This window comes from Bacteroides sp. D1 (assembly GCF_000157095.2).
GTDB classification, from domain to species: Bacteria; Bacteroidota; Bacteroidia; order Bacteroidales; family Bacteroidaceae; genus Bacteroides; species Bacteroides xylanisolvens.
On the sequence record NZ_JH114330.1, the window covers coordinates 235,644 to 257,653 of the forward strand.

Here is a 22,010-nt window from a genome sequence, read left to right on the forward strand (position 1 = left end):
TTAATTATTAAATGTTATTTCGTTAGCTTATTCTCGCCACAAATATAATCAATTTATATGAAATCCCAGTTCCGGACGTTCCTTTAAATATGTTATTAAATCCCGACCCACCGAAAGCTTAATCGGACGGGAAATCAAATCAATTGACATGTGGCTTACATCGGCATCATCCGTCACTTTAAAATACAGTTCCGTATTTCCCGGATGTTCCTTAGTCAGAGTGGCAAGTTCAGTAACCAAAGCCGAGTTCAAGACTGACAGAGGAATGATAATCGTGATCTTCTGTACCAGTTCTTCTTTCACGTCGGGAAGAAGTTCCATAGAAGTGATTTTCACTTCCAATTCATCCTGTCGCCATTGTTTCGCTTGGCAACGGGCTTTAATATATAGGAACGTTCCTTCGTTGAGATATCCCTGATAAGTCACCCAGTCATTTCCCCAGAATGGGATTTCGGTAGAACCGGAATAATCTTCAATCTTGGCGATACCATACGGATTTCCATTCTTGCTGACCCCGCGACGAACACTAGTCACGATTCCTCCCATCGTTATTTCACGACCAACAAGTGCAGCTTTATCTTCCAAATCTGCCATACGGGTATTGCAGACATGTTCCAACACGATAGAGAATTCATCCAACGGATGAGCAGAAAGATAGATACCTACCAAATCACGCTCACGATTCAGACGATCGAGATCACTCCAACGTTCTGCACCTTGAGGAATTTCAGGAGTTGCAACATCAATAACGTTTTCACCACCGAACAAAGAATTGAAAGCAGCTGCCTTATCTGCCTGATAACGGTTGCCATAACGCATCAACGTTTCCAGAAATACTTCACCCTTAGAATTTACAGCAAAGTATTGCTCCCGCTTCAGTTCCGGGAAACTATCAAACCCTCCGGCTAATGCCAGACACTCCATATTCTTCTTGTTGCAGGCATTCAGGTTGACACGTTGCACAAAGTCGAATATACCGAGGAAAGGACCATTCTTACTACGTTCCTCCATAATACTATGGACAGCAGCTTCACCTACACCTTTGACAGCCCCTAGTCCAAAACGGATATTACCATCATGGTTTACTGTAAACTTCAGGTTACTTTCGTTTACATCCGGCCCCAGCGTCTGAATACCCATTGCCTTACATTCGTCCATCAGTTTCGTAATATCGGTAATGTTCGACAAGCTTCGGCTCATCACAGCAGCCATATATTCAGGAGGATAATTAGCTTTTAGATAAGCGGTTTGGTAAGCTACCCACGAATAACAAGTAGCATGTGATTTATTGAAAGCGTATGACGCAAACTTTTCCCAGTCGGTCCAGATTTTTTCAAGAACTTTCGGGTCATGCCCGTTCTTACGCCCACCTTCAATAAATTTAGGTTTCATGTGGTCCAGCTTGTCACGCAGCTTCTTACCCATCGCTTTACGGAGTGCATCAGACTCACCGCGGGTAAAGTCCGCCAATAAACGCGACAGAAGCATCACCTGTTCCTGATAAACCGTAATACCATACGTATCCTTCAAGTATTTCTCCATTACCGGAATATCATACTCAATCGGCTTACGCCCATGTTTACGGTCGATAAAATCAGGTATATAATCCATCGGTCCCGGACGATAAAGGGCATTCATGGCAATCAAATCTTCGAATGTAGAAGGCTGCAATTCGCGCAGGTATTTCTGCATGCCGGCAGATTCAAACTGGAATGTACCAATCGTCCGTCCGTCACTATATAATTTATAAGTAGCCGGATCGCAGATGTCTATCGCATCGACGTCTACTTCAACATTACGACTTAAACGGATATTTTCAACGGCCTCTTTGATAATAGACAAAGTTTTCAGACCAAGGAAGTCCATCTTAATCAATCCGGTATCTTCAATCACCGAACCTTCATACTGGGTAACAAGCATTTTTTCGCCCGTTTCCTTATCATCAGCAGTGCTGACAGGTACCCAGTCGGTGATATCGTCACGACAGATAATCGTACCACAAGCATGTACACCTGTACCACGTACGTTACCTTCGAGCATCTTAGCGTACTTGATCGTATCCCGTACCAACGGATCGGATGATGCTTCCGCAGCTTGTAGTTCGGGAACATATTCAATCGCATTCCGCAAGTTCAGTTTCTTATCAGGAATCTTATCCGGCACTAATTTAGCCAATCGGTCAGACTCCGATAGAGGCAGCTTTTGCACACGGGCAACATCCTTGATAGCTAACTTGGTAGCCATTGTACCATAAGTGATGATATGAGCTACTTTTTCCTGACCATATTTATTCGTTACCCAACGAAGTACCTCTCCACGCCCGTCATCATCAAAGTCCACATCGATATCGGGCAAGGAGATACGGTCCGGATTCAAGAAACGCTCAAACAGCAAATCGTACTGGATAGGGTCGATTTTCGTAATTCCCAGACAATAGGCCACCGCCGAACCGGCAGCCGAACCACGTCCCGGACCGACCGACACACCCAATTCCTTACGTGCCGCATTGATAAAGTCCTGTACAATCAAGAAGTATCCTGGGAAACCCATCGTTTTCATGATATACAGTTCGAAGTTCATTCGCTCTTTGACTTCTTCCGACAGAGGTTCACCATAAATTCTCTTAGCTCCGTCAAAAGCTAGTTTCGCCAAGTAATCTCCTTCAAGTTTAATACGATAGAGTTTATCATAGCCACCCAAGCGTTTGATTTTTGCTTTCGCATCCTCTTCACTCAATACCACATTACCGTGCTCATCTTGAGTAAACTCATCAAACAGGTCTTTTTCCGTAAACTTCGCCCGATAGCCTTCTTCCGTCCCAAAATCTTCGGGAATAGCAAAAGTAGGCATGATGGGTGCATGGTCGATGGAGTAATATTCTACCTTGTCAAGAATCTCCAGCGTATTGCTCAACGCTTCGGGAACGTCGGCAAAGAGTTCGTTCATCTCTTCGCGTGTTTTCATCCATTCCTGTTTGGTATAAAGCATACGGCTAGGATCATCCAAATCCTTACCGGTACTCAAACAGATCAAACGGTCGTGCGCTTCCGCATTCTCTTCATCTACAAAGTGAACATCATTCGTACAAATTAGTTTGACATTGAACTTCTTAGCATATTCAATCAGATATTTGTTCACATTTACCTGCAACGGATAACATTCGTGATTAGCACGGGGAACAGTCGCTTTATGACGCTGCATCTCCAGATAATAATCATCCCCAAACAGGTTCTTATACCATTGTATGGCTTCTTCGGCTTCTGCAAATTGCCCGGCAGTAATCCGCTTCGGCACTTCACCACCGAGACAGGCCGAACAAACAATAAGTCCTTCGTGATATTTTTCCAGTTCGCTACGATCAGTACGCGGGCGCATATAATATCCGCGTGTCCATGCGTGCGATACTAATTTAATAAGATTATGATAACCTTTTTCATTCTTAGCCAATACAATCAAGTGATAACCACTTTGGTCGGGCTTACCTTCTTTTAAGTCCATAGTGCGGCGCGCAACATACATTTCACAACCGATGACAGGTTTGAAAAGCTTGTTTTCCGCTTCCACTATCTTAGCTTTGCAGGCAGCAATCTCCGCTTCTTTATCCGCGCACTCTATTGTGCCGGCCTCAATTCCTGCAATTCGCTTCTTCAGGTCTTTGACTTCACCTTTCGGACCGCTGTTCTTTTTATTAACGTAGTTCGTAAATTCCTTAATACCGAACATATTTCCATGATCGGTCACGGCAATACCCTTCATCCCATTTTGCATGGCTTTATCGACCAGACGAGCTACACTAGCCTGACCATCCAACAGAGAATATTGAGTATGGACATGTAAATGAACGAAATCCTGCATAATGATAAGTAGTTAATTTGAAGGCATAAAATTACTACCTCTTGGGTTATAAACAAAAATAATCCTCAAAAAGTTATCAACATTCGCATTTCTATGCTCATTTACTTGCTGATTTTTTAAATTAAGTATATTTTTGCAGACAATATCATTAAACAGCATTCATGGGCCGACTAAAGAAATTGAAAAAAATACGTATTCACCGCGAAGGAACACATATATTATGGGCAAGCTTTTTGCTATTGCTATTGATTAATGCGGCTCTTTATTGGGGAATCGATTGCAAAATACCTTTTTATGTGGTAGCAGTAGCGAGTATAGCAGTCTATCTGCTGATGGTGAATTTCTTTCGATGTCCGATCCGTCTCTTCGGGCAGGACACTGAAAAGATTGTCGTAGCACCCGCCGATGGAAAAATCGTCGTCATCGAAGAAGTGGATGAAAACGAATATTTCCATGACCGCCGCTTAATGGTATCTATTTTCATGAGCATCGTGAATGTACATGCCAACTGGTATCCGGTAGATGGTACTATTAAAAAGGTAGCGCATCATAATGGCAATTTTATGAAAGCATGGCTGCCGAAAGCCAGCACAGAAAACGAACGTTCTACGGTAGTGATCGAAACTCCGGAAGGAGTGGAAATACTCACCCGGCAAATCGCCGGAGCAGTGGCACGCCGTATTGTCACCTACGCTGAAGTAGGAGAAGAATGTTATATTGACGAACACATGGGATTTATCAAATTCGGTTCCCGCGTGGATGTGTATTTACCCATTGGCACGGAGATTTGTGTCAAAATGGGACAATTAACGACCGGTAACCAAACGGTTATCGCCAAACTTAAATAATTCTGTCACAATGACAAACGTTATTAAAAATAGTATTCCGAATACCGTAACCTGCCTGAACCTTTTCTCCGGTTGTATTGCTTGCGTCATGGCTTTTGAAGCAAAATATGAACTAGCTCTACTTTTCATCGCTTTAAGTTCTATTTTTGATTTCTTTGATGGATTGTTGGCTCGTGCACTCAATGCACATTCCATTATCGGAAAAGACCTGGATTCATTGGCAGATGATGTCAGCTTCGGAGTTGCTCCCTCACTGATCGTATTCTCCTTGTTCAAAGAAATGTACTATCCGGCAAATATGGAATTCATCGCTCCTTATCTACCCTATTTGGCATTCTTGATTTCTGTTTTTTCTGCCTTGCGCCTGGCTAAATTCAACAATGACACACGGCAGACCAGCTCTTTTGTCGGACTCCCAGTACCAGCCAATGCTCTGTTTTGGGGTTCATTAGTGGCAGGGGCACATGACTTCCTGATATCAGACAACTGCCATCCTGTCTACCTTCTTATACTTGTCTGTCTGTTTTCCGGACTACTGGTATCAGAAATACCGATGTTTTCTTTGAAATTTAAAAACCTGTCATGGAATGACAACAAAATCAGTTTTATATTCCTGATTATCTGCATTCCTCTTCTTCTACTTCTTGGAATTAGCAGTTTTGCCGCCATTATTGTATGGTATATTTTACTTTCACTTTTTACAAGAAAAAGTAAATAAACAATCTCTTGGCACGTTTGTTGTACTATGAGTTTTATCAAAGTAACAACATAAAAATCATAGTCCGATGCATATACTTTTATTCATACTCATTTTTATCATTGCCATTTTCGTATTTGGCCTTTCTATTGTCGGCTTCATACTAAGAACGATTTTCGGATTAGGACGTAGTTCTTCTTCATCCCGCCCGAAACAAACGGAATCAGGACGTACAAGCCAACAAAGCTATAACCAAACGAATCGCCGTTCAAATGATGATGAAGAAGAAATATATTCCGAGAATGTTCCGGAGAAAAGACATAAAAAAATATTCACCCAGGATGATGGCGAATATGTAGATTTTGAGGAAATCAAATAGCCATTACACTGCTTTCATTTCCGTTTCGCTGCAAAAAACTCTTTCATTAGTGCAGCGCATTCGTCAGCCATTATCCCTTTTACAACCACTGTTTTAGGATGTAGAGCCGAACCGGCATATTTCTGATAGCCGCGTTTTTCATCTTCGGCACCAAACACAAGCTTGCCTGTTTGTGCCCAAGCAATAGCCCCTGCGCACATCACGCAAGGCTCAACGGTGACATACAGGGTACATTCGTTCAAATACTTACCACCAAGCACGTTGGCAGCAGCTGTAATAGCCTGCATCTCGGCGTGAGCCGTTACATCATTCAATGTTTCTGTGAGATTATGGGCACGCGCAATAATCCGCTCTTTACAAACCACAACAGCTCCAACGGGAACTTCTCCCCGCTCGGCAGCCTTACCTGCCTCTATCAAAGCTTGTTTCATGAAGTAAATATCGTCTAGCATTCCCCTCTTTAATTTTTAATTTTCAACTATCGCCTCATATCATGTTCACCAAAAAGGGTGGGATAATCTTCTTCCATATTCTTATGAATAAACATGAGAATTGTTTCACGAAGCCAACGTGACTTGTTCGTTATCTTATATTTCTCAAGATAACGATCTACAATCAGCTGTTCTTCGTCGCTCAATAAAATGCTCATCCGTCGTTCCCTTTTGGTACACTCGACATGCATTTTCAGGCACTTCTTACTCCTTTTTCTCATATCTTCTGCAAAATTACTTTTACTTCTGTAAAAACAAAGAATAAAAGCAGTAAATTTGCAAAAAAAGATGGCTGAACATAATGATTTAGGAAAATCCGGAGAAAATGCCGCCGTAGCTTATCTTGAGCAGAAAGGTTATCTTATTCGTGACCGGAATTGGAGAAAAGGACATTTCGAACTGGACATTGTAGCCGCAAAAGACAATGAACTGATTGTAGTAGAAGTGAAGACGCGCAGTGACACTCTGTTTGCGGCCCCGGAAGATGCTGTAGATTTACCCAAAATAAAACGTACAGTACGTGCAGCAGATGCCTATATCAGATTGTTTCAGATTGACACTCCTGTACGCTTCGATATCATCACTGTAGTAGGCAACGACGGGAACTTCAAGGTTGAACACATAGAGGAAGCGTTTTATCCTCCTTTATATTAAAGAATGCTGTGGCTTTACATATTCATCATTATAAAAGCCGTGAAATTCGTGCAATCTGCGCTTAAATTTATGATATAAACTAATTATGAAAACATACTATAATTATTAATTTATTATGAATGTAGAAACTGTCAGAGAATACTGCTTGAACAAGAAAGGAGTCACCGAATCTTTTCCTTTCGATGATGTATCACTAGTTGTAAAGGTTATGAACAAGATGTTTGCTCTCATTGACCTGGAAGAAGCTAATCACATCGCACTAAAATGTGATCCGGAAAAAGCAATCGAATTGCGTGAACATTATTCGGGAATTGAAGGGGCTTATCATTTTAATAAAAAGTACTGGAATAGTGTCCGCTTTGACAGTGACGTAGACGATAAATTGATGAAAGAGCTTATTGACCACTCTTATGATGAGGTAATCAAGAAATTTACTAAAAAGTTACGCGCAGAATATGATGCCCTCCCCTGATACATTCCCGGTTCCATTGATTCATATCAACGAGACGAACTCTACCAACAATTATCTGCAATCTCTCTGTTCTGAACAGAAAGTGGAGGAACTAACTGTCGTTGTCGCCGATTTTCAAACTTCCGGTCGGGGACAGCGTGGAAATTCGTGGGAATCAGATCCTGGCAAGAATCTTCTTTTCAGCACCGTTATCTTCCCCGAGTTTTTGGAAGCACGACGTCAGTTTCTTATTTCACAGATTATATCTTTAGCTATTAAAGAAGAATTGGATACCTATACCACCGACATTTCTATCAAATGGCCGAATGATATTTATTGGAAAGAAAAGAAAATATGTGGGATGTTGATAGAAAACGATCTGATGGGGCGGAACATCAATCAAAGTATTGCAGGCATCGGAATTAATATTAATCAGGAAACATTTCACAGTTCTGCTCCTAACCCCGTTTCACTGCTACAAATCACAGAAGAAGAGCATGATCTATTTGAAATACTGAAAAATATCATGCTGCGTATCCAATCTTATTATAGCTTGCTCAAAAAAGGCGATACGACATCAATAGCCTGTCAATATGAAAAATCTCTTTTCAGAAGGGAAGGGATGCATCGATATAAAGATGCCAATGGAGAATTTCTTGCACGAATCGTTTGTGTAGAACCTGAAGGAAAGTTGATATTAGAAGATGAGAAGCTGATTAAAAGAGGGTATATGTTTAAGGAAGTAGAATATTTACTGAAATAAGCTATTCTATTCCAGATCAAAACATTATCTTTGAAACGTGCGTTTTTATATAAAACTCTTTCATTTATGAAAACAAAATTAATTTTCCTCCTTCCATTGTTATGGATATTAATAGGATGCGATGATTCAGATTCTGCAACATTGCATATATCAGAATCGAAGTTTGATAACATCAGCGCAAGCGGTGAATCATTAACGATAGATATTACTTGTAGTTCCTCATGGACTGTTACAAGTAATAAACAATGGTGCATTCCCAATACACAAAAAGGAGAAAACGATGGAAAGTTAATCTTATCTATTAATGCAAATCTGGAATCCAAATCCAGAACAGCAACTGTCACTATCATAAGTCATAAGGTTAGCAAAACTGTTCAAATCATTCAAAATGGCTCTACCAATACGGCTGAAGAATACCATTATGAACTCCCTGTAATCTTTCATGTATTGTATAAAGAAGATGAGAATTCTCTACAAAAAGTAAATTCAAGCCGTTTATCCCATATACTAGACAAAGTGAACAGTCTGTATAAAAGCAAGAATAACAGTGTAGACATGAATCTTACTTTTACATTGGCAACAACAGATAAAAATGGAGAAACATTACCCAATCCTGGCGTAGAATATATCCAATGGCCAGAGTCATACCCTATCGATTGTGAAGCTTTTATGAAGGATAATTCGGGAAAATATGTAAAATACTTATGGGATCCAAACTCATATATCAACATTATGGTTTATAATTTTACAACTGAACCGAATTCAAATTCAGTAACATTAGGTATCTCTCATATTCCTTTTTCTACTACAGGCAAGCATTATTTAGAAGGGCTTGGTGAAACAGACTACTCTCATCTAACATTAGCAAATTTACAATTCCCACTATCTGTCTCCATTAATAGCCTATATATTAATGAAGAGTCTACTCCAACAGAATATAGTACAGCAGACATTGCTGTCACGCTAGCTCATGAATTAGGACATTACCTGGGACTACATCATGTCTTTGCCGAAACCGATAATGGCACGTGTGAAGATACGGATTATTGCAAAGATACCAAAAGCTATAATAAACAAGAGTATGATAGCAAATGTGATTACATATATGAGAATGAGAGAGAAAAATACACATTTAAAAATTTGGTAAAACGAACAGGATGTGATGGTATAGAGTTTATCTCTTATAATATCATGGATTATGCTATTAGTTATTCAAACCAATTCACTCAAAATCAACGTGAACGTATCAGACATGTCTTATCCTATAGTCCTCTGATACCCGGACCGAAGAAAGGAGACATTGATACCCGAGCGCTTAATGAAGGGCCTTTGGATTTACCAATACGAACTATAAAATAACAAATTGAATATAATTGAAAAGAGGTGAACCGCTTAGCGATTCACCTCTTTTTCTATCCTCAATATCTTATCCAATGTCTTTTGAGCTTCTGTTGATGGAAAACGCAGAATCACTTTCTGCAAAGAGTTACGCGCTTTCTCATACCGGGTAGTGAACAACTTCGATAATCCATCCCGGTAGCGGGCATACTGCATTTTAGTGGGAGAAGAAAGTTTTTTATAATCCATCTCCAACTTTTTCTTCTCCTGTTCTGCTGTCAAATAATAATAGTTTCCTAAAAAGATATTAGCCGCCAGATTATCCGCCTCAAGTTGCAATATTTTTTCGTACATACGCAAAGCATCTTTCTCCTGCCCACGACATACCTGCATTTCTGCGCAAGCTTCCAAACAATCTACATTATTAGGAGTCTTTTGCAGTAATTCCTTGTAAAATAAATAGGCTTTATCGTAATTCCGATTCTTTTTATAGGCAAGCGCTAATTCTGTAGCCAGTTTGGAGCTAATTTCACTGTTCTTGTCTACATTCGTCCAATAATACATTTCCGTACGGTCTATATTCAGAGCGATAGTCTGCCGGAAATAGCTCACAGCCTGCCCATTCTGCCCTGCCTCAATGGCAGCAGACACTTTTTGTAACATCTCATCAACCGACTGCGCATTCAGCACCAGCGGCAATGAAAATAAAGAGATAAGAAAAATAGTTAAGGTCCTCATAATCCATCTGATTGCTATTTAGTTCGTGACACACAAAGATACAATAAAAAAATAAAAAATGTACCTTTGTTCGCGAAAAGAACAATCAAATTGATAAAAGTGTTTTTATACAATGACAGATAAAAAAAAATCCTCCGTAAACAGACGAATATTACAGATAGCCATCCCATCGATTATATCGAATATTACCGTTCCGCTACTGGGACTTATCGATGTCACGATCGTAGGACATCTCGGTTCTCCGGCGTACATTGGAGCCATTGCAGTAGGGGGAATGTTATTCAACATTATCTACTGGATTTTTGGATTCCTACGCATGGGAACAAGCGGAATGACTTCACAAGCGTACGGTCAACATGATTTAAACGAAATCACCCGGTTACTGCTACGTTCTGTTGGAGTAGGATTATTTATAGCACTTTGCCTGTTGATACTCCAATACCCTATTCTGAAACTGGCATTTACACTGATACAAACCACACCGGAGGTTAAGCAATTGGCAACAACCTATTTTTATATCTGTATCTGGGGAGCCCCAGCCACATTAGGACTTTATGGATTCGCCGGCTGGTTTATCGGGATGCAGAATTCACGTTTTCCCATGTATATCGCTATTACTCAAAATATTGTCAACATTGTAGCCAGTCTATGTTTTGTCTACTTATTGGACATGAAAGTGGCAGGAGTGGCAACAGGGACTTTAATTGCCCAATATGCAGGTTTCTTCATGGCTATTTTGTTATACATGCGTTACTATAGTGTGCTTAAAAAACGAATCGTATGGAAAGAAATCATACAGAAACAAGCCATGTACCGTTTCTTTCAAGTCAACCGGGACATATTCTTCCGTACCCTCTGCCTTGTTATAGTCACTATGTTTTTTACTTCTGCAGGGGCCGCCCAAGGAGAAATCGTATTAGCCGTGAACACCTTGCTCATGCAATTATTTACTTTGTTTTCGTACATTATGGACGGATTTGCTTATGCCGGTGAAGCACTGACCGGCCGTTACATTGGTGCCAAAAACCAAACAGGCTTACGTAACACAGTACATCACCTTTTCTATTGGGGATTCGGTCTTTCACTGGTATTCACAATTCTCTATGCAGCTGGCGGAAAAGAATTCCTGGGATTACTAACCAATGACACTTCAGTAATCAGCGCTTCAGACACTTATTTTTACTGGGCACTCATTATTCCGTTAGCCGGTTTCTCCGCTTTCTTATGGGATGGCATTTTTATCGGTGCCACTGCTACCCGGCAGATGCTTTACTCCATGTTAGTTGCCTCTGCCAGCTTCTTTGGAGTCTATTACGCTTTCCATCCCCTTTTAGGAAATCATGCCCTGTGGCTGGCTTTTCTCGTTTATCTTTCATTGCGGGGAATTGTACAAACCCTTTTGGGAAGACAAATAATGAAAAAAGTAATCGTATCCCGGTGAGGCTATCCGATAAATTATCTCTATATTTGCGGCAAACAATAAAAAGCAAAAGGTATGGCAAAGTATAAAAGAATCTTACTAAAGCTTAGTGGAGAGAGCTTAATGGGCGAAAAGCAATATGGCATTGATGAAAAAAGACTGGCAGAATATGCTGAACAAATCAAAGAAATCCACCAGCAAGGGGTACAGATTGGTATCGTTATCGGAGGAGGCAATATATTTCGCGGACTAAGCGGAGCCAATAAAGGTTTTGATCGTGTGAAAGGAGACCAAATGGGAATGTTGGCTACCGTAATCAACAGTCTCGCTCTAAGTTCTGCTCTTGTGGCTACCGGTGTAAAGGCACGTGTGTTGACAGCAGTCCGGATGGAACCTATCGGTGAATTCTACAGTAAATGGAAAGCTATCGAATGTATGGAGAACGGCGAAGTAGTCATTATGTCCGCTGGAACGGGAAATCCTTTCTTTACTACTGACACCGGTTCTTCACTTAGAGGCATAGAAATCGAAGCAGACGTCATGCTGAAAGGTACTCGTGTAGATGGTATTTACACAGCTGACCCCGAAAAAGATCCTACCGCTACCAAATTCGACGATATTACATACGATGAAGTACTGAAACGTGGTCTGAAAGTCATGGATTTGACAGCGACTTGTATGTGTAAAGAAAACAATCTGCCAATCGTCGTATTTGATATGGACACAGTAGGCAACTTAAAGAAGGTTATCAGTGGAGAAGAGATAGGTACATTAGTACATAACTAATATTTCACTACCGATATTCATTTGTCTATCAGATGATACTCTACTCTGATAAGACATTGATTATTCATTTAGAAATAAGAAGTGCGAATTTAGCAGGATAGCTTTAACCAAAACTAATCCTGTAAAATTCGCACTTTGTTTTTCCTCTCAAATATTATATAGAAACAAACACCTATTTATCAAAATACTGAATCAAATCATACGCATTAAAATTCAATTCGCGGGCAAAGAAAGATAAATAAGGAAAGAGTTGATAAGAATTATCATAAAGACCTTTATTAGCAGGTTTCGACGAATTGTCCGTACCATCATCATCCTGGTATTTGAACCAATGCCAGCCAACACAATTCTTAGCTTCAAGCAATCCTAATGTAAAATGCTGATAAGCATAAGCTCTCTCGTTTTGTGTAGGAACAGAATATCCGGCTCCCGACTGGTTATTCAGATCAGAGTCCTCCACCCCTTTCGTATAAAACTCACTTACAAGAAACGGTTTGTCCGCCCAATTAGCCCAATCAGCAATCGCTGTTGTCAGTTCAGGACTCCAACGGCTATAATAGTTGATAGAAATAACATCACAATATTTTCCGGCAGCTCTCACTACTCCTTCCATATATTTAGGAGTTCCATGTAATCTAGTTCCCAGATAAAGCAACTTATCATCTACTTTCTTCACTGCCTCTTTCACTGCTTTATAATATTTCTCTGCTACAATCCCGGCAAACTCATTATTCAAGTCATCCGTCACACTTTGCGTACCTTTAGAATCCATAAAAGCTTTCGCCGCAACATAAGCCGGATCACTTGAGTTACTGATAGCCAGAAAACGATCTAAAATCCGGGAACTGTTTGAAGAGAAGTTTATCTCATTATCAGAAAAGAAACCTAACACATTAGGATCCCGCAAATAATCTGCGAAAGCACTACCTGCCAAATATGATTCACACCATTCAGTCCATCCATTATAAAACACAAGACCTGCCGCGTTATCATCGCTTCCTCCGGGATAATTATAAGACTTCGCACTCTTGAACTGGCTTAAAAAAGCAAATGAAGGCGCCAAAGTTAACGGACTGCTCGGATTGGAAGCATTATGAGTCTGAATCAGTGAATAAGTTCCTGTGCAGAAAGCACCTGTACCGTGAAAGCCGATCTCACTCAATTCACGTTGAGTAGTAGACAACCATTTTTCGTCAGTTCCAAACCTGCTATTCCAGGCCGTTTTATTACGACTGGAAGTTCCCTTACGCAAAGAAGTCGCACTACGTTCCAGATGCAGACAACCTTCCGGATCAACCAACCACCAACGTCCGTCTATTTTCTTCGTATAAAATCTTCCCGTAGCCGCCTGTTTCGGAAGCGTAGTCGAACTTCCGTATTTATTAACCGACTCCTGATACGCTTTCAACGTTTTAATAGCCGGTTTATACCCGTCCATATATGCAATAATACGTGTATTCTCTGTTTTCCAACTGGATATAGGCGGATAAGCACTGGAATACTTAACACTGATAGGGCGATACATATTGGCATTTAATGACGGAGTATACATCACAGAAGCTCCGGGAGCAGGCAAATCCTCCGGATATTCCGACTCTACATCTCCCCCTCCCATCACTATGTCAGGAGGCATAAAATTAGGATCTTTATCATCATCATCCGTACAAGACACCATAGGAATAGAACTTATAAACAGAAAAGTTCCCAATATAAATAGTTTTTTCATGGTATGTATTTTATTTATTATTAGTTGATTGTTGGTCGAACCAGTCAGCCAAACGATAAGCGTTGATATTCAATTCTTTCATAGCATCGGCCAACGGTTTATAAAGATTGTATTCATTATCTACCAGCCCTTTGTTAGAGTCCAGATTCGAAGGATCTACCCCTTTTGCCGTCGGATCATTATCCTGATAACGGAACCAATGCCATCCGACACAATTCCCACTTTCCAATAATCCTAAAACAAAATGCTGGTAGGCATATCCACGTTCCTGCTGGGTTTGAACGGTAAAACCTGCCCCTGTTGTGTTTGCCAGCCCGGAATCCATTCCTTTCGTATAAAATTCCGTGATGATGAAAGGTTTTTGAGCCCATTCGCCCCAATGCTTCATGGTCTTCTCACTCGGTGTCCATGCACCATAGTAGTTAATAGCAACGACATCACAATACCTGCCTGCCGCTTCCACAATCTGGCGGACAAACTTAGGTTTTCCATGTAGACGACTACCTAAATAAAGGTGATTGGGATCATACTTCCGAATCGCTTCCGACACCACTTTGTAGTATCGTTCCGCTACTACCCCCGCAAACTCTTCCCGATGTTCGTCCGTAATTTGTTGCAAAGTAATACCCTGCTGTTTCAACCAGGATTCTGCATACAATCTTCCCGGATCATTGGGATTCTTCAAAGTCAGATACCCCTCCAGATTCTTCGGCCCGAACGGCAGTTCATTATCCGAAAAATAGCCGATGATATTTTTATCCGTTTTATTTGCGACCAGTTTTTGTGCCATCTCATCGCAATAGGTTTCGAACTCCGGGTCAAAAACGAAAATACACTGATTAGGATATCCCGTATTACCAGGTAACTGATAAGTTCCTCCTCGTTTCTTCCCATATCCACTCATCAGGTTCAGAATGATTGAGCGAGTCAGTACCTCCTTGTGAGAGGCATTGTAAGAGGCAATAGCTTCTTCATTACTCCAGGAGCCGGCCCCGGAAAAGCCCAGCGAATGAATCATCCGTGCCGTTCCTTCGATCCATTTTTCCTCCGTACCGAATTTGTCCAGCATTGCTTGTTTATTGCGTTCGGAAGTACCTAAACGTACTCCTACCACCACTTTCTGCAAATGCCGATAACCCATCGGGATCAATCATCCACCATCGATCTCTAATACGTTCTACCCTGAAAAATCCTGTAGCCCGATACCTGGGAGCATCCAGATCACTTCCATACTTATTCACACGTACTTTACCAGTAGGTTTGAACCCATCCAATTGAGCAATAGTACGGGTATCATACTCTTTCCAAGGCAGATTTTTCTGTCCTTTCACCCACGGACGGGCAGTGACCTTAAATGTACGTCCCTGGGCATAACCAAACTGGGATAACAGCAGTAAAAACAATATAACTATACTATTTTTCATCATCTAATATTCTTTTACGATTCGTATTGCATTTAAAATGGGCACAGACTCCACCGCTCCAAAACGAACGACAAGCCCCTTTCCTTGTGAAACCGGAACAATATATTTCTTAATAACCGCACGTTCGGAACCGTATTCTTCTGCAATATTCAGTTGTTTGGCAACAGATACTCCATTTATATCCACAGAAAATACCCGGTTAATATAGTCCTCCCTCACCACATCATTTCCTAAATTATACACCAAAGCCTCTCTTTTATTTTCAGAAGTAAGTTCTGTCCAATATAAATATACAGCATAAACACCATCCGGTACATCTGCCTTAAAAGCTTCAATACCTACTCGCTGTGTCTGGAAGACAGGATCCTGATCCGTCCCCAGTATATCTGTATCGCTAGCAGGCAAAGAGCCATAACGAGTTTTGTTCGGAGCCACTTCCCCACCAATATATCCCCATGAACCTTCTGCATAAGCCTGTTCGGGTATCCAGCACATCTCTGCTATCCGGTCCTCAAAATAGCGTCGAGCACCCAGTAGTACATTGATTTCCGTAAAGCCATTCTTCACATTGACACATTTAAAATCACAGACATACTGGTCACGATATTCACGTCCCTCCTTTTCAATCACAGCATCCACCACATTCTTTCCGTTTACAAAAGGAATGTCCACGGAAACCACCTTATCTGCTACCGGATATACTCCCAAACTTTTTCCATTCAAAAAGACCTCCACCTTATCCGCGTTAGTATAAACTTTCAGCGGTTGCGTACAACTCTTTCCATCCCGACTGGCTCCTGCCCTATTCTTCCAAGATTTAGAAGCAATATGCAGAACAGGTGACTCTTTCAGATAAGCCTGATAAAGAAAATATCCGTCCTTACGTTCTCTATCCGTACTTACCAACCCTTTATTGTTCACATGAGGCATGGCATTTCTTCTGGCTTCGGAATAAAAATCATTCAAATTCCAGACCATAGCCCCCACGATATAATCCCTCTTTAGAATTTCAGGCAAATAATGTTCATGATAGACAGAGCCAAACTCACAACTAAAATCAAACCGCACAGGCGAAAAAGAATGAATACGAGTATCTACATCCGCCCCATATTCGGTAATAAGCAACGGTTTATGAGGAAACTCCTTGTGAAGTTCTTCCAGTTTCTCTTCAAATCCGCCCAAATTACCACCATACCATCCATTATAAAGATTAAATCCCAATAACATCGGCAATTCAGTAATCCCTGCTTCCTGATAGATTTGGGAAGCAGAATGACAAGGCAACATGGTATAGCGTTCCGAGTCCAGACTTCTGATCTGCGCCTCAACAGCCGAAGCTATTTGATGAAGAAACTTCATATATTCCGCCCGTTCTTTCTTGTTGTCAGGATTAAAGGGAGGACGCAAAAGCACTTCATTCATGTAAGCCCAAATGATGACAGACGGATAATTATAGTTCTGACAAACCATTTCCGTAGCCTGTTCCACACAGTTGTCCATAAACGCCCTACTTTGAGTAATGGCATTTACAATCGGAATTTCAACCGAAGTCAACAGCCCCAACTTATCACACATCTGCATCACAACCGGATCTTGCGGATAATGAGCCACTCGCAGGAAATTACTTCCCATATCCTTACTCAACTGTATATCCCGGATATGCATTTCATCCCGCAAGGCATTCCCCATTCCTTTGTAATCCTGATGCCGGCTGGTACCAATCAATTTCCGATATTTCCCGTTCAGGAAAAAACCTTTCTCCGCATCAAAATGATATTCACGGATTCCCAGCGGATTAACAACGCAATCGAGAACTTCTCCCTTTTTATTCTTCAAACGGCTATACACCTTATATAAATAAGGAGAATCAACATCCCACCGTTTGGGTTGCGCAATAGTCATCAACGCTTCAAAGGCTACATTCTTCTCTCCTGCTTTCACATTCACTTTCTTTGCGGAAAGTGCCACTCTATTACCGTCTGCATCCAAAATCTCCGTTTCAAGAATCAATGCCTGATTACTTTTCAAAGCATTGGACAAGAATGTTTTTGCACACACTTCCGCTTGAGCATCTGTTATCCCAACAATTTTGAGATATACTCCACTGGAAGCATAATGGGTGGTAGATAGCTGCACGGGCGAAGTATACACCAGATAAACATCCCGATAAAGTCCGCCGAAGAAAGTGAAATCCGCCGAAAGAGGAGCAATATCCGGATTATAAGAGTTGTCAACACTCACTGCCACCAAATTGCATCCGGTATGAACATAGTCAGTCACATCAAACGTAAAAGCAGAATAACCACCTTTATGATTCCCTACCAACTTTCCATTCACAAATACATTTGTCTCCTGATTGGCTCCTTCAAAACAAAGATAAACTCTTTGACCTGCAATCAGTTCCTCCACTATCACGGCTTTCCTGTACCAGCCTTTTCCCCGGAAATAACCGGGGATTTCATCTTCTGCATCTTTTGCATTCCAAGTATGAGGAATGGAAACGTCAGTCCAACCGGACACATCAAAGTCAGCATCGAACGCGTCTCCCTCAAAAAGGGAGAATTTCCAGCCATCGTTGATCGTTTGCGTCACACGCTGACCGCAGACCGTGCCGGCAACAATCAATAACAAGCAGGCTAAGATTATTTTTCTATATACCTTATACATACCTAATACCATTATTTCGAGATTGAACGGACTGCACGAATATATCTTGCCCCAGTCTTTTTCCCATTTGCTTTATCCCAAGCAAGCGGTTTTCCAAAACGTACATAAAATGCATTTGTACCACTTGACGTTTCACGACTAGCCCAATAAGAATCTCCGGTAGAAGATGCCGCTGCTGTATTCATAGCAGTTCCTCCCGCATTAGTAACTACCAGATCCCATGCCGCACGATTTGCTTTCTCAAAATCAGTAATCGCATTCGGATTATCCTCCGTCGCATCTGCTACTTTAGTCCCATTATAGGTTTCAAACATCTGTTCCAGATCCGATCTTGTAGGCCAATACCATCCAGCACCTTTATCCATGCAATATTTAAGAGCAGGCATTTCCGCTGCATTCGGCAATGCTGCCAAGGCAGTAGTATTTGCCAAACCGTCATCATTAGATAAATCCACTCCGGTAGAAGCCGGAGAGCCTGCTGTAGACCATGCCAAATTCTCTCTGTCCAACGACATAATCTTAGCCTTACCACGATTAGTTCCATCTACCCAGAATACAATGCCTCCTTTTAACGATCCATTATCCGCAATTACCTGTCCCACCGCAAACTCGGAACTTAAAAGTCCTCTCTGTGTAATCGTGACCTCTTGTTTAGGTGCATTCGCTCCATTTCCGGCTATTACCGTAGCAGTCGTTACCCGGCTAGAACTATTCAGATTGGGAGATAAAGTCCAAAAATAAAGAGTTTTACTTGTTACATCAACATACGCTTTCACCCAAGATTCATCAGTGATATTTATTGCAAATTCCGTCTCATCAGAAATCATTGTGATTACCTCTGATTTTGCTACCGCATCAGGCGTAATAGTCACCGTATTGGTACTCAATTCGAGGGAAGCGTCTCCCTCGGCAGCTACATTTTGATTCACCGTTACCTCCACTGCTTTTGCGGCTGCGCCAGTACCGGCTGTTATTGTAGCAATTGTCGTACGAATATTACCAGTGGTATTTTTTGATTTTGCCTTGAACGTAACTGTTGTGCCTGAAATAGTATATGAAAGCCAGGAATCATCTGCCAACACTACACTGAATACACTCTTATTGGATGTCAACGTAACATTTGCTTCCGCTTCGTTAGCACCTTCCAATGTCACAGGATTGGGAGCCACCGTCAGAGTTGCCGGCTCTTCAGGATAAGTATAATCACCAATTGTGCGCATACATCTCACAAAACGGTTGGTAGCTGTTTTATTTCCTGCATCAGCACCAGACTTTCCGAAACGTACCCAATAAGCCTTATCCCCTGCTGCATTTTCCGTACTCGACCAATAGCTTTCCCCATTGCCCGAACCGGCAGCCTCGTTTATCACATCACCCTGCAAATCGGTCAACATCTTATCAAATGCCGCACGTGCCGCTTTTTCAACTTCCGTCAACTTATCAGGTACAACCGAAGCAAAATCCGGGTCAGCATGTCCAATACCGTTGTAAACATCAAACAACTCCCATAACTCATCACGTGCAGGCAGATACCATCCCTCACCCAACGACTGACAGTATGCCACTGCATCATTTGCAGCAGGAGCAGTAAACAAAGCCGTATTGGCATATCCATTCACTGTAGAAAGCGCATTATGAGACATCACAGAAGCCTCAAAAGGATTTCCTCCCTGACGTTTTACAGATACAGCTTTTCCTACCATCTTGTCCGAAGGATCCACCCAGAAAATCATACCGATACCATCATCTACACTTTGTCCTACCTTCAAAGAAAGATCCGGTTCTTTGGAATCCTGTGTAACCGTCACTTCCACTGTATATGAACCGCAAGTCAGTTTCACGACAGTACTCCTTGCATCCTCACCGTCATTCTGCGTCAAGGCAGTGTATATTACACTTTTAGCGTTTACATCTACAGAAAGCCACTCCGCTTGATATTGAGCAACAACCTGACCGACATTAGTATATAATAGCGATGTAACGAAAGAACCCGCCGCTTTTGCCAAGTTTACTTTTGTATCTTTACAATTAAATTCAGGCATCACACGTACCGACGCATCATCGACACAGGAAAGCAGCCCCAGATTTAAAATCAATAACAGATATATTATTCTTTTCATACTCATTCATGTTTTTCAGATAATCAATCGCTTAATACCAATTCTCATTCTGTGGAAAATTCTCTTTTCCCATCAAGTCAATCTGCTCCTGTGGAATAGGCCAACATTCGTGCTTTCCAACTACAAAACTGGTACGACATTCCGCATAATCTTTATCTAAATAAGGATTTTCAGCTTTTGTCTCGCCATAATGCGCTTTCACCCTTTCACCCAAAAGCCCCAAACGTTTTAGTAAAGGCCAACGGACTCCCTCGAAGTTCAGTTCACGGGCATATTCATCCAAAAGAATATCTTGCGTCAGAGGTCCCGCAAATTTGTCATTCCCGGCACGTTCCCATGTTTTATTGTAACAGCGCAGAGCATCCGTGCTCATTCCTCCGTCACGGCGCATATACGCTTCTGCCGCCATTAAGTAAGTTTCAGCCAGTCGATAGACAATCAAATCCTTGAATCCCGTTGTCCGGTCCGGATTATCGGCCATAGTCCACTGATCAAAGTATTTTTTCGACATGAAATGCAACGTCTCACAATAACTGGAACTTTTCGCAAGGGGAATCAATTCGCCATATTTAGGAGAAGTAGGATCATTGTATTTGAAACGGTGTACAAACAATTCATTGTATCGTGTATCTTTAGCCTGATCATACAAACTCAATAAATAGGTATTCGGATAAATACGTCCCCAACCATATCCACCCTGATCGGCCGTATTGATACAACCTGCAATTTTATTGATTCGGGTAGTAGTCTGAATAGAGATACGATGTCCGGCAACCGGAGTTCCGGAACCTCCTCCACCCAAGTTTTGTGAATATTGGAAACTCCACAACACTTCCGGGGATCTCAAATCTGCGCTATTAAATACATTCTCGGCTTTCTTTTCCATCGAGTAGATGCCCTCCTGTTTAAAGATGTCTTCACATTCCTCAATGGCTGTATCCCAATCCGATTCCCACATGGCAACCTGTGCACGGACATGTTTGGCAGTCGCTCTCGTTACCCGTCCATACAATACATTTCCGTTATTTTGAGGAAGTGACCAGTCCAGACCTTTCATTGCATCGTCCAAATCAGTCGTCATCAGTGTCATCAGTTCTTCATGAGAAGCCGGTTTATACTCCCGTTTCAGATTATCGACAGTGGTTGGAGTGACGTTCAGATAAAGGCGGTCAAAGCGTTTCCAAAGTTCAAAATAGCTCCGTCCTCTGAAGAATTTCGCTTCACTCCATGCGTGCAATACATCGCTGTCATCCAGTCCCAAGGCTTCTGCCGCTACAATAATTTCATTTGCTTTTCCGATAATCCCATAGTGATGTTTCCAGAACTTATTGACATCTCCAGTACTTGGAGTAAAACTTGTATTCAAACGTCCGATTGAGGTAGAAACACCTGCTCTAAGTATGGCAATATCCGTATTAAAGTCACACATGGTAACGATGTACAGATTAGATTCGTTATTATCCGCTCCACCCGGCAATTCACGTGCCAGGGAATACAATCCTGTAACGGCAGTATTCAACCCTTCGGGAGTAGTGAACAGATAATTATTCGTCACGTCTGTTTTTGATTCCAGATTTAATAAATCCGAGCAGGAAGCGGTCAACATTCCGCAAATGACAAAGGCTGTATATATTAACTTTTTCATAAGGATTC

General features: G+C 41.5%; 17 protein-coding genes and 1 pseudogene. 9 read left to right on the forward strand and 9 right to left on the reverse strand.

Annotated elements, in window-relative coordinates; genetic code table 11:
* Positions 1-48: 48 nt before the first annotated feature.
* Positions 49-3,855 (reverse strand): DNA polymerase III subunit alpha, encoded by a 3,807-nt coding sequence (gene dnaE / locus BSAG_RS21515; protein WP_008640837.1) that lies wholly within the window; start codon positions 3,853-3,855, stop codon positions 49-51.
* A 161-nt stretch (positions 3,856-4,016) separates the two neighbouring features.
* On the opposite strand from dnaE, the gene BSAG_RS21510 reads away from it, so the two are divergent.
* The 3 genes from BSAG_RS21510 (at position 4,017) to BSAG_RS21500 (ending at position 5,779) form a co-directional block, all read left to right on the forward strand.
* Positions 4,017-4,703 (forward strand): phosphatidylserine decarboxylase family protein, encoded by a 687-nt coding sequence (locus tag BSAG_RS21510; protein ID WP_004316298.1) that lies wholly within the window; start codon positions 4,017-4,019, stop codon positions 4,701-4,703.
* Positions 4,704-4,713: 10 nt separating this feature from the next.
* Positions 4,714-5,421, forward strand: coding sequence for a CDP-diacylglycerol--serine O-phosphatidyltransferase (gene pssA / locus BSAG_RS21505; protein WP_008025067.1), 708 nt, complete (start codon positions 4,714-4,716; stop codon positions 5,419-5,421).
* Between the two features lie 67 nt (positions 5,422-5,488).
* Positions 5,489-5,779 (forward strand): DUF4834 family protein, encoded by a 291-nt coding sequence (locus tag BSAG_RS21500; protein ID WP_004316302.1) that lies wholly within the window; start codon positions 5,489-5,491, stop codon positions 5,777-5,779.
* 14 nt (positions 5,780-5,793) lie between these two features.
* Here the strand turns inward: BSAG_RS21500 and BSAG_RS21495 are convergent, their stop codons facing one another.
* Both BSAG_RS21495 and BSAG_RS21490 read right to left on the reverse strand, forming a co-directional pair.
* Positions 5,794-6,231 carry a nucleoside deaminase gene (locus BSAG_RS21495; RefSeq protein WP_008640836.1) on the reverse strand — a complete coding sequence of 146 codons (438 nt, stop codon included), beginning with the start codon at positions 6,229-6,231 and terminating at the stop codon, positions 5,794-5,796.
* Positions 6,232-6,257: 26 nt separating this feature from the next.
* Positions 6,258-6,491, reverse strand: a complete 234-nt coding sequence (locus tag BSAG_RS21490) for a hypothetical protein (RefSeq protein WP_004299215.1) — start codon at positions 6,489-6,491, stop codon at positions 6,258-6,260.
* 67 nt (positions 6,492-6,558) lie between these two features.
* Here BSAG_RS21490 and BSAG_RS21485 point away from each other — a divergent pair, with 67 nt between their 5' ends.
* The 4 genes from BSAG_RS21485 (at position 6,559) to BSAG_RS21470 (ending at position 9,497) form a co-directional block, all read left to right on the forward strand.
* Complete coding sequence (locus tag BSAG_RS21485) at positions 6,559-6,924, forward strand: YraN family protein (RefSeq protein WP_008770699.1); 366 nt, start codon at positions 6,559-6,561, stop codon at positions 6,922-6,924.
* Between the two features lie 115 nt (positions 6,925-7,039).
* Positions 7,040-7,396, forward strand: a complete 357-nt coding sequence (locus BSAG_RS21480) for an MmcQ/YjbR family DNA-binding protein (protein WP_004316305.1) — start codon at positions 7,040-7,042, stop codon at positions 7,394-7,396.
* Entirely contained in the window at positions 7,380-8,138 is a 759-nt protein-coding gene (locus BSAG_RS21475; protein ID WP_008770698.1) for a biotin--[acetyl-CoA-carboxylase] ligase, read from the forward strand. The genes BSAG_RS21480 and BSAG_RS21475 overlap by 17 nt, the downstream gene beginning before the upstream one ends.
* Before the next feature lie 66 nt (positions 8,139-8,204).
* A complete protein-coding gene (locus BSAG_RS21470; RefSeq protein WP_008770697.1) occupies positions 8,205-9,497 on the forward strand; it encodes a zinc-dependent metalloproteinase lipoprotein in 1,293 nt (430 codons plus the stop codon).
* Positions 9,498-9,530: 33 nt separating this feature from the next.
* On the opposite strand, the gene BSAG_RS21465 is transcribed toward BSAG_RS21470, so the two are convergent.
* Positions 9,531-10,214, reverse strand: a complete 684-nt coding sequence (locus BSAG_RS21465) for a tetratricopeptide repeat protein (protein WP_008770696.1) — start codon at positions 10,212-10,214, stop codon at positions 9,531-9,533.
* Positions 10,215-10,326: 112 nt separating this feature from the next.
* On the opposite strand from BSAG_RS21465, the gene BSAG_RS21460 reads away from it, so the two are divergent.
* Positions 10,327-11,655, forward strand: coding sequence for an MATE family efflux transporter (locus BSAG_RS21460; RefSeq protein WP_008640832.1), 1,329 nt, complete (start codon positions 10,327-10,329; stop codon positions 11,653-11,655).
* Positions 11,656-11,709: 54 nt separating this feature from the next.
* A complete protein-coding gene (gene pyrH, locus BSAG_RS21455; RefSeq protein WP_004299207.1) occupies positions 11,710-12,420 on the forward strand; it encodes a UMP kinase in 711 nt (236 codons plus the stop codon).
* Positions 12,421-12,592: 172 nt separating this feature from the next.
* On the opposite strand, the gene BSAG_RS21450 is transcribed toward pyrH, so the two are convergent.
* The 5 genes and pseudogenes from BSAG_RS21450 to BSAG_RS21435 form a co-directional block, all read right to left on the reverse strand.
* Positions 12,593-14,146: a hypothetical protein gene (locus BSAG_RS21450; protein WP_008770695.1), complete on the reverse strand. Its 1,554-nt coding sequence runs from the start codon at positions 14,144-14,146 to the stop codon at positions 12,593-12,595.
* Between the two features lie 10 nt (positions 14,147-14,156).
* Positions 14,157-15,570, reverse strand: a pseudogene (locus BSAG_RS0222470) (agarase).
* A gap of 3 nt (positions 15,571-15,573) precedes the next feature.
* Positions 15,574-18,237, reverse strand: a complete 2,664-nt coding sequence (locus BSAG_RS21445; RefSeq protein ID WP_008770693.1) for a glycoside hydrolase family 2 TIM barrel-domain containing protein — start codon at positions 18,235-18,237, stop codon at positions 15,574-15,576.
* An 11-nt stretch (positions 18,238-18,248) separates the two neighbouring features.
* Positions 18,249-20,363 carry a BACON domain-containing protein gene (locus BSAG_RS21440; RefSeq protein WP_050427311.1) on the reverse strand — a complete coding sequence of 705 codons (2,115 nt, stop codon included), beginning with the start codon at positions 20,361-20,363 and terminating at the stop codon, positions 18,249-18,251.
* Between the two features lie 25 nt (positions 20,364-20,388).
* Complete coding sequence (locus BSAG_RS21435; protein ID WP_008640825.1) at positions 20,389-22,002, reverse strand: RagB/SusD family nutrient uptake outer membrane protein; 1,614 nt, start codon at positions 22,000-22,002, stop codon at positions 20,389-20,391.
* Positions 22,003-22,010: the final 8 nt, after the last annotated feature.

Bases quoted from the DNA above. Each gene is read 5' to 3' on its own strand.
- dnaE (WP_008640837.1), bottom strand. From the start codon at position 3,855: ATGCAGGATTTCGTTCATTTACATGTCCATACTCAATATTCTCTGTTG.
- BSAG_RS21510 (WP_004316298.1), top strand. From the start codon at position 4,017: ATGGGCCGACTAAAGAAATTGAAAAAAATACGTATTCACCGCGAAGGA.
- pssA (WP_008025067.1), top strand. From the start codon at position 4,714: ATGACAAACGTTATTAAAAATAGTATTCCGAATACCGTAACCTGCCTG.
- BSAG_RS21500 (WP_004316302.1), top strand. From the start codon at position 5,489: ATGCATATACTTTTATTCATACTCATTTTTATCATTGCCATTTTCGTA.
- BSAG_RS21495 (WP_008640836.1), bottom strand. From the start codon at position 6,231: ATGCTAGACGATATTTACTTCATGAAACAAGCTTTGATAGAGGCAGGT.
- BSAG_RS21490 (WP_004299215.1), bottom strand. From the start codon at position 6,491: ATGAGAAAAAGGAGTAAGAAGTGCCTGAAAATGCATGTCGAGTGTACC.
- BSAG_RS21485 (WP_008770699.1), top strand. From the start codon at position 6,559: ATGGCTGAACATAATGATTTAGGAAAATCCGGAGAAAATGCCGCCGTA.
- BSAG_RS21480 (WP_004316305.1), top strand. From the start codon at position 7,040: ATGAATGTAGAAACTGTCAGAGAATACTGCTTGAACAAGAAAGGAGTC.
- BSAG_RS21475 (WP_008770698.1), top strand. From the start codon at position 7,380: ATGATGCCCTCCCCTGATACATTCCCGGTTCCATTGATTCATATCAAC.
- BSAG_RS21470 (WP_008770697.1), top strand. From the start codon at position 8,205: ATGAAAACAAAATTAATTTTCCTCCTTCCATTGTTATGGATATTAATA.
- BSAG_RS21465 (WP_008770696.1), bottom strand. From the start codon at position 10,214: ATGAGGACCTTAACTATTTTTCTTATCTCTTTATTTTCATTGCCGCTG.
- BSAG_RS21460 (WP_008640832.1), top strand. From the start codon at position 10,327: ATGACAGATAAAAAAAAATCCTCCGTAAACAGACGAATATTACAGATA.
- pyrH (WP_004299207.1), top strand. From the start codon at position 11,710: ATGGCAAAGTATAAAAGAATCTTACTAAAGCTTAGTGGAGAGAGCTTA.
- BSAG_RS21450 (WP_008770695.1), bottom strand. From the start codon at position 14,146: ATGAAAAAACTATTTATATTGGGAACTTTTCTGTTTATAAGTTCTATT.
- BSAG_RS21445 (WP_008770693.1), bottom strand. From the start codon at position 18,237: ATGTATAAGGTATATAGAAAAATAATCTTAGCCTGCTTGTTATTGATT.
- BSAG_RS21440 (WP_050427311.1), bottom strand. From the start codon at position 20,363: ATGAGTATGAAAAGAATAATATATCTGTTATTGATTTTAAATCTGGGG.
- BSAG_RS21435 (WP_008640825.1), bottom strand. From the start codon at position 22,002: ATGAAAAAGTTAATATATACAGCCTTTGTCATTTGCGGAATGTTGACC.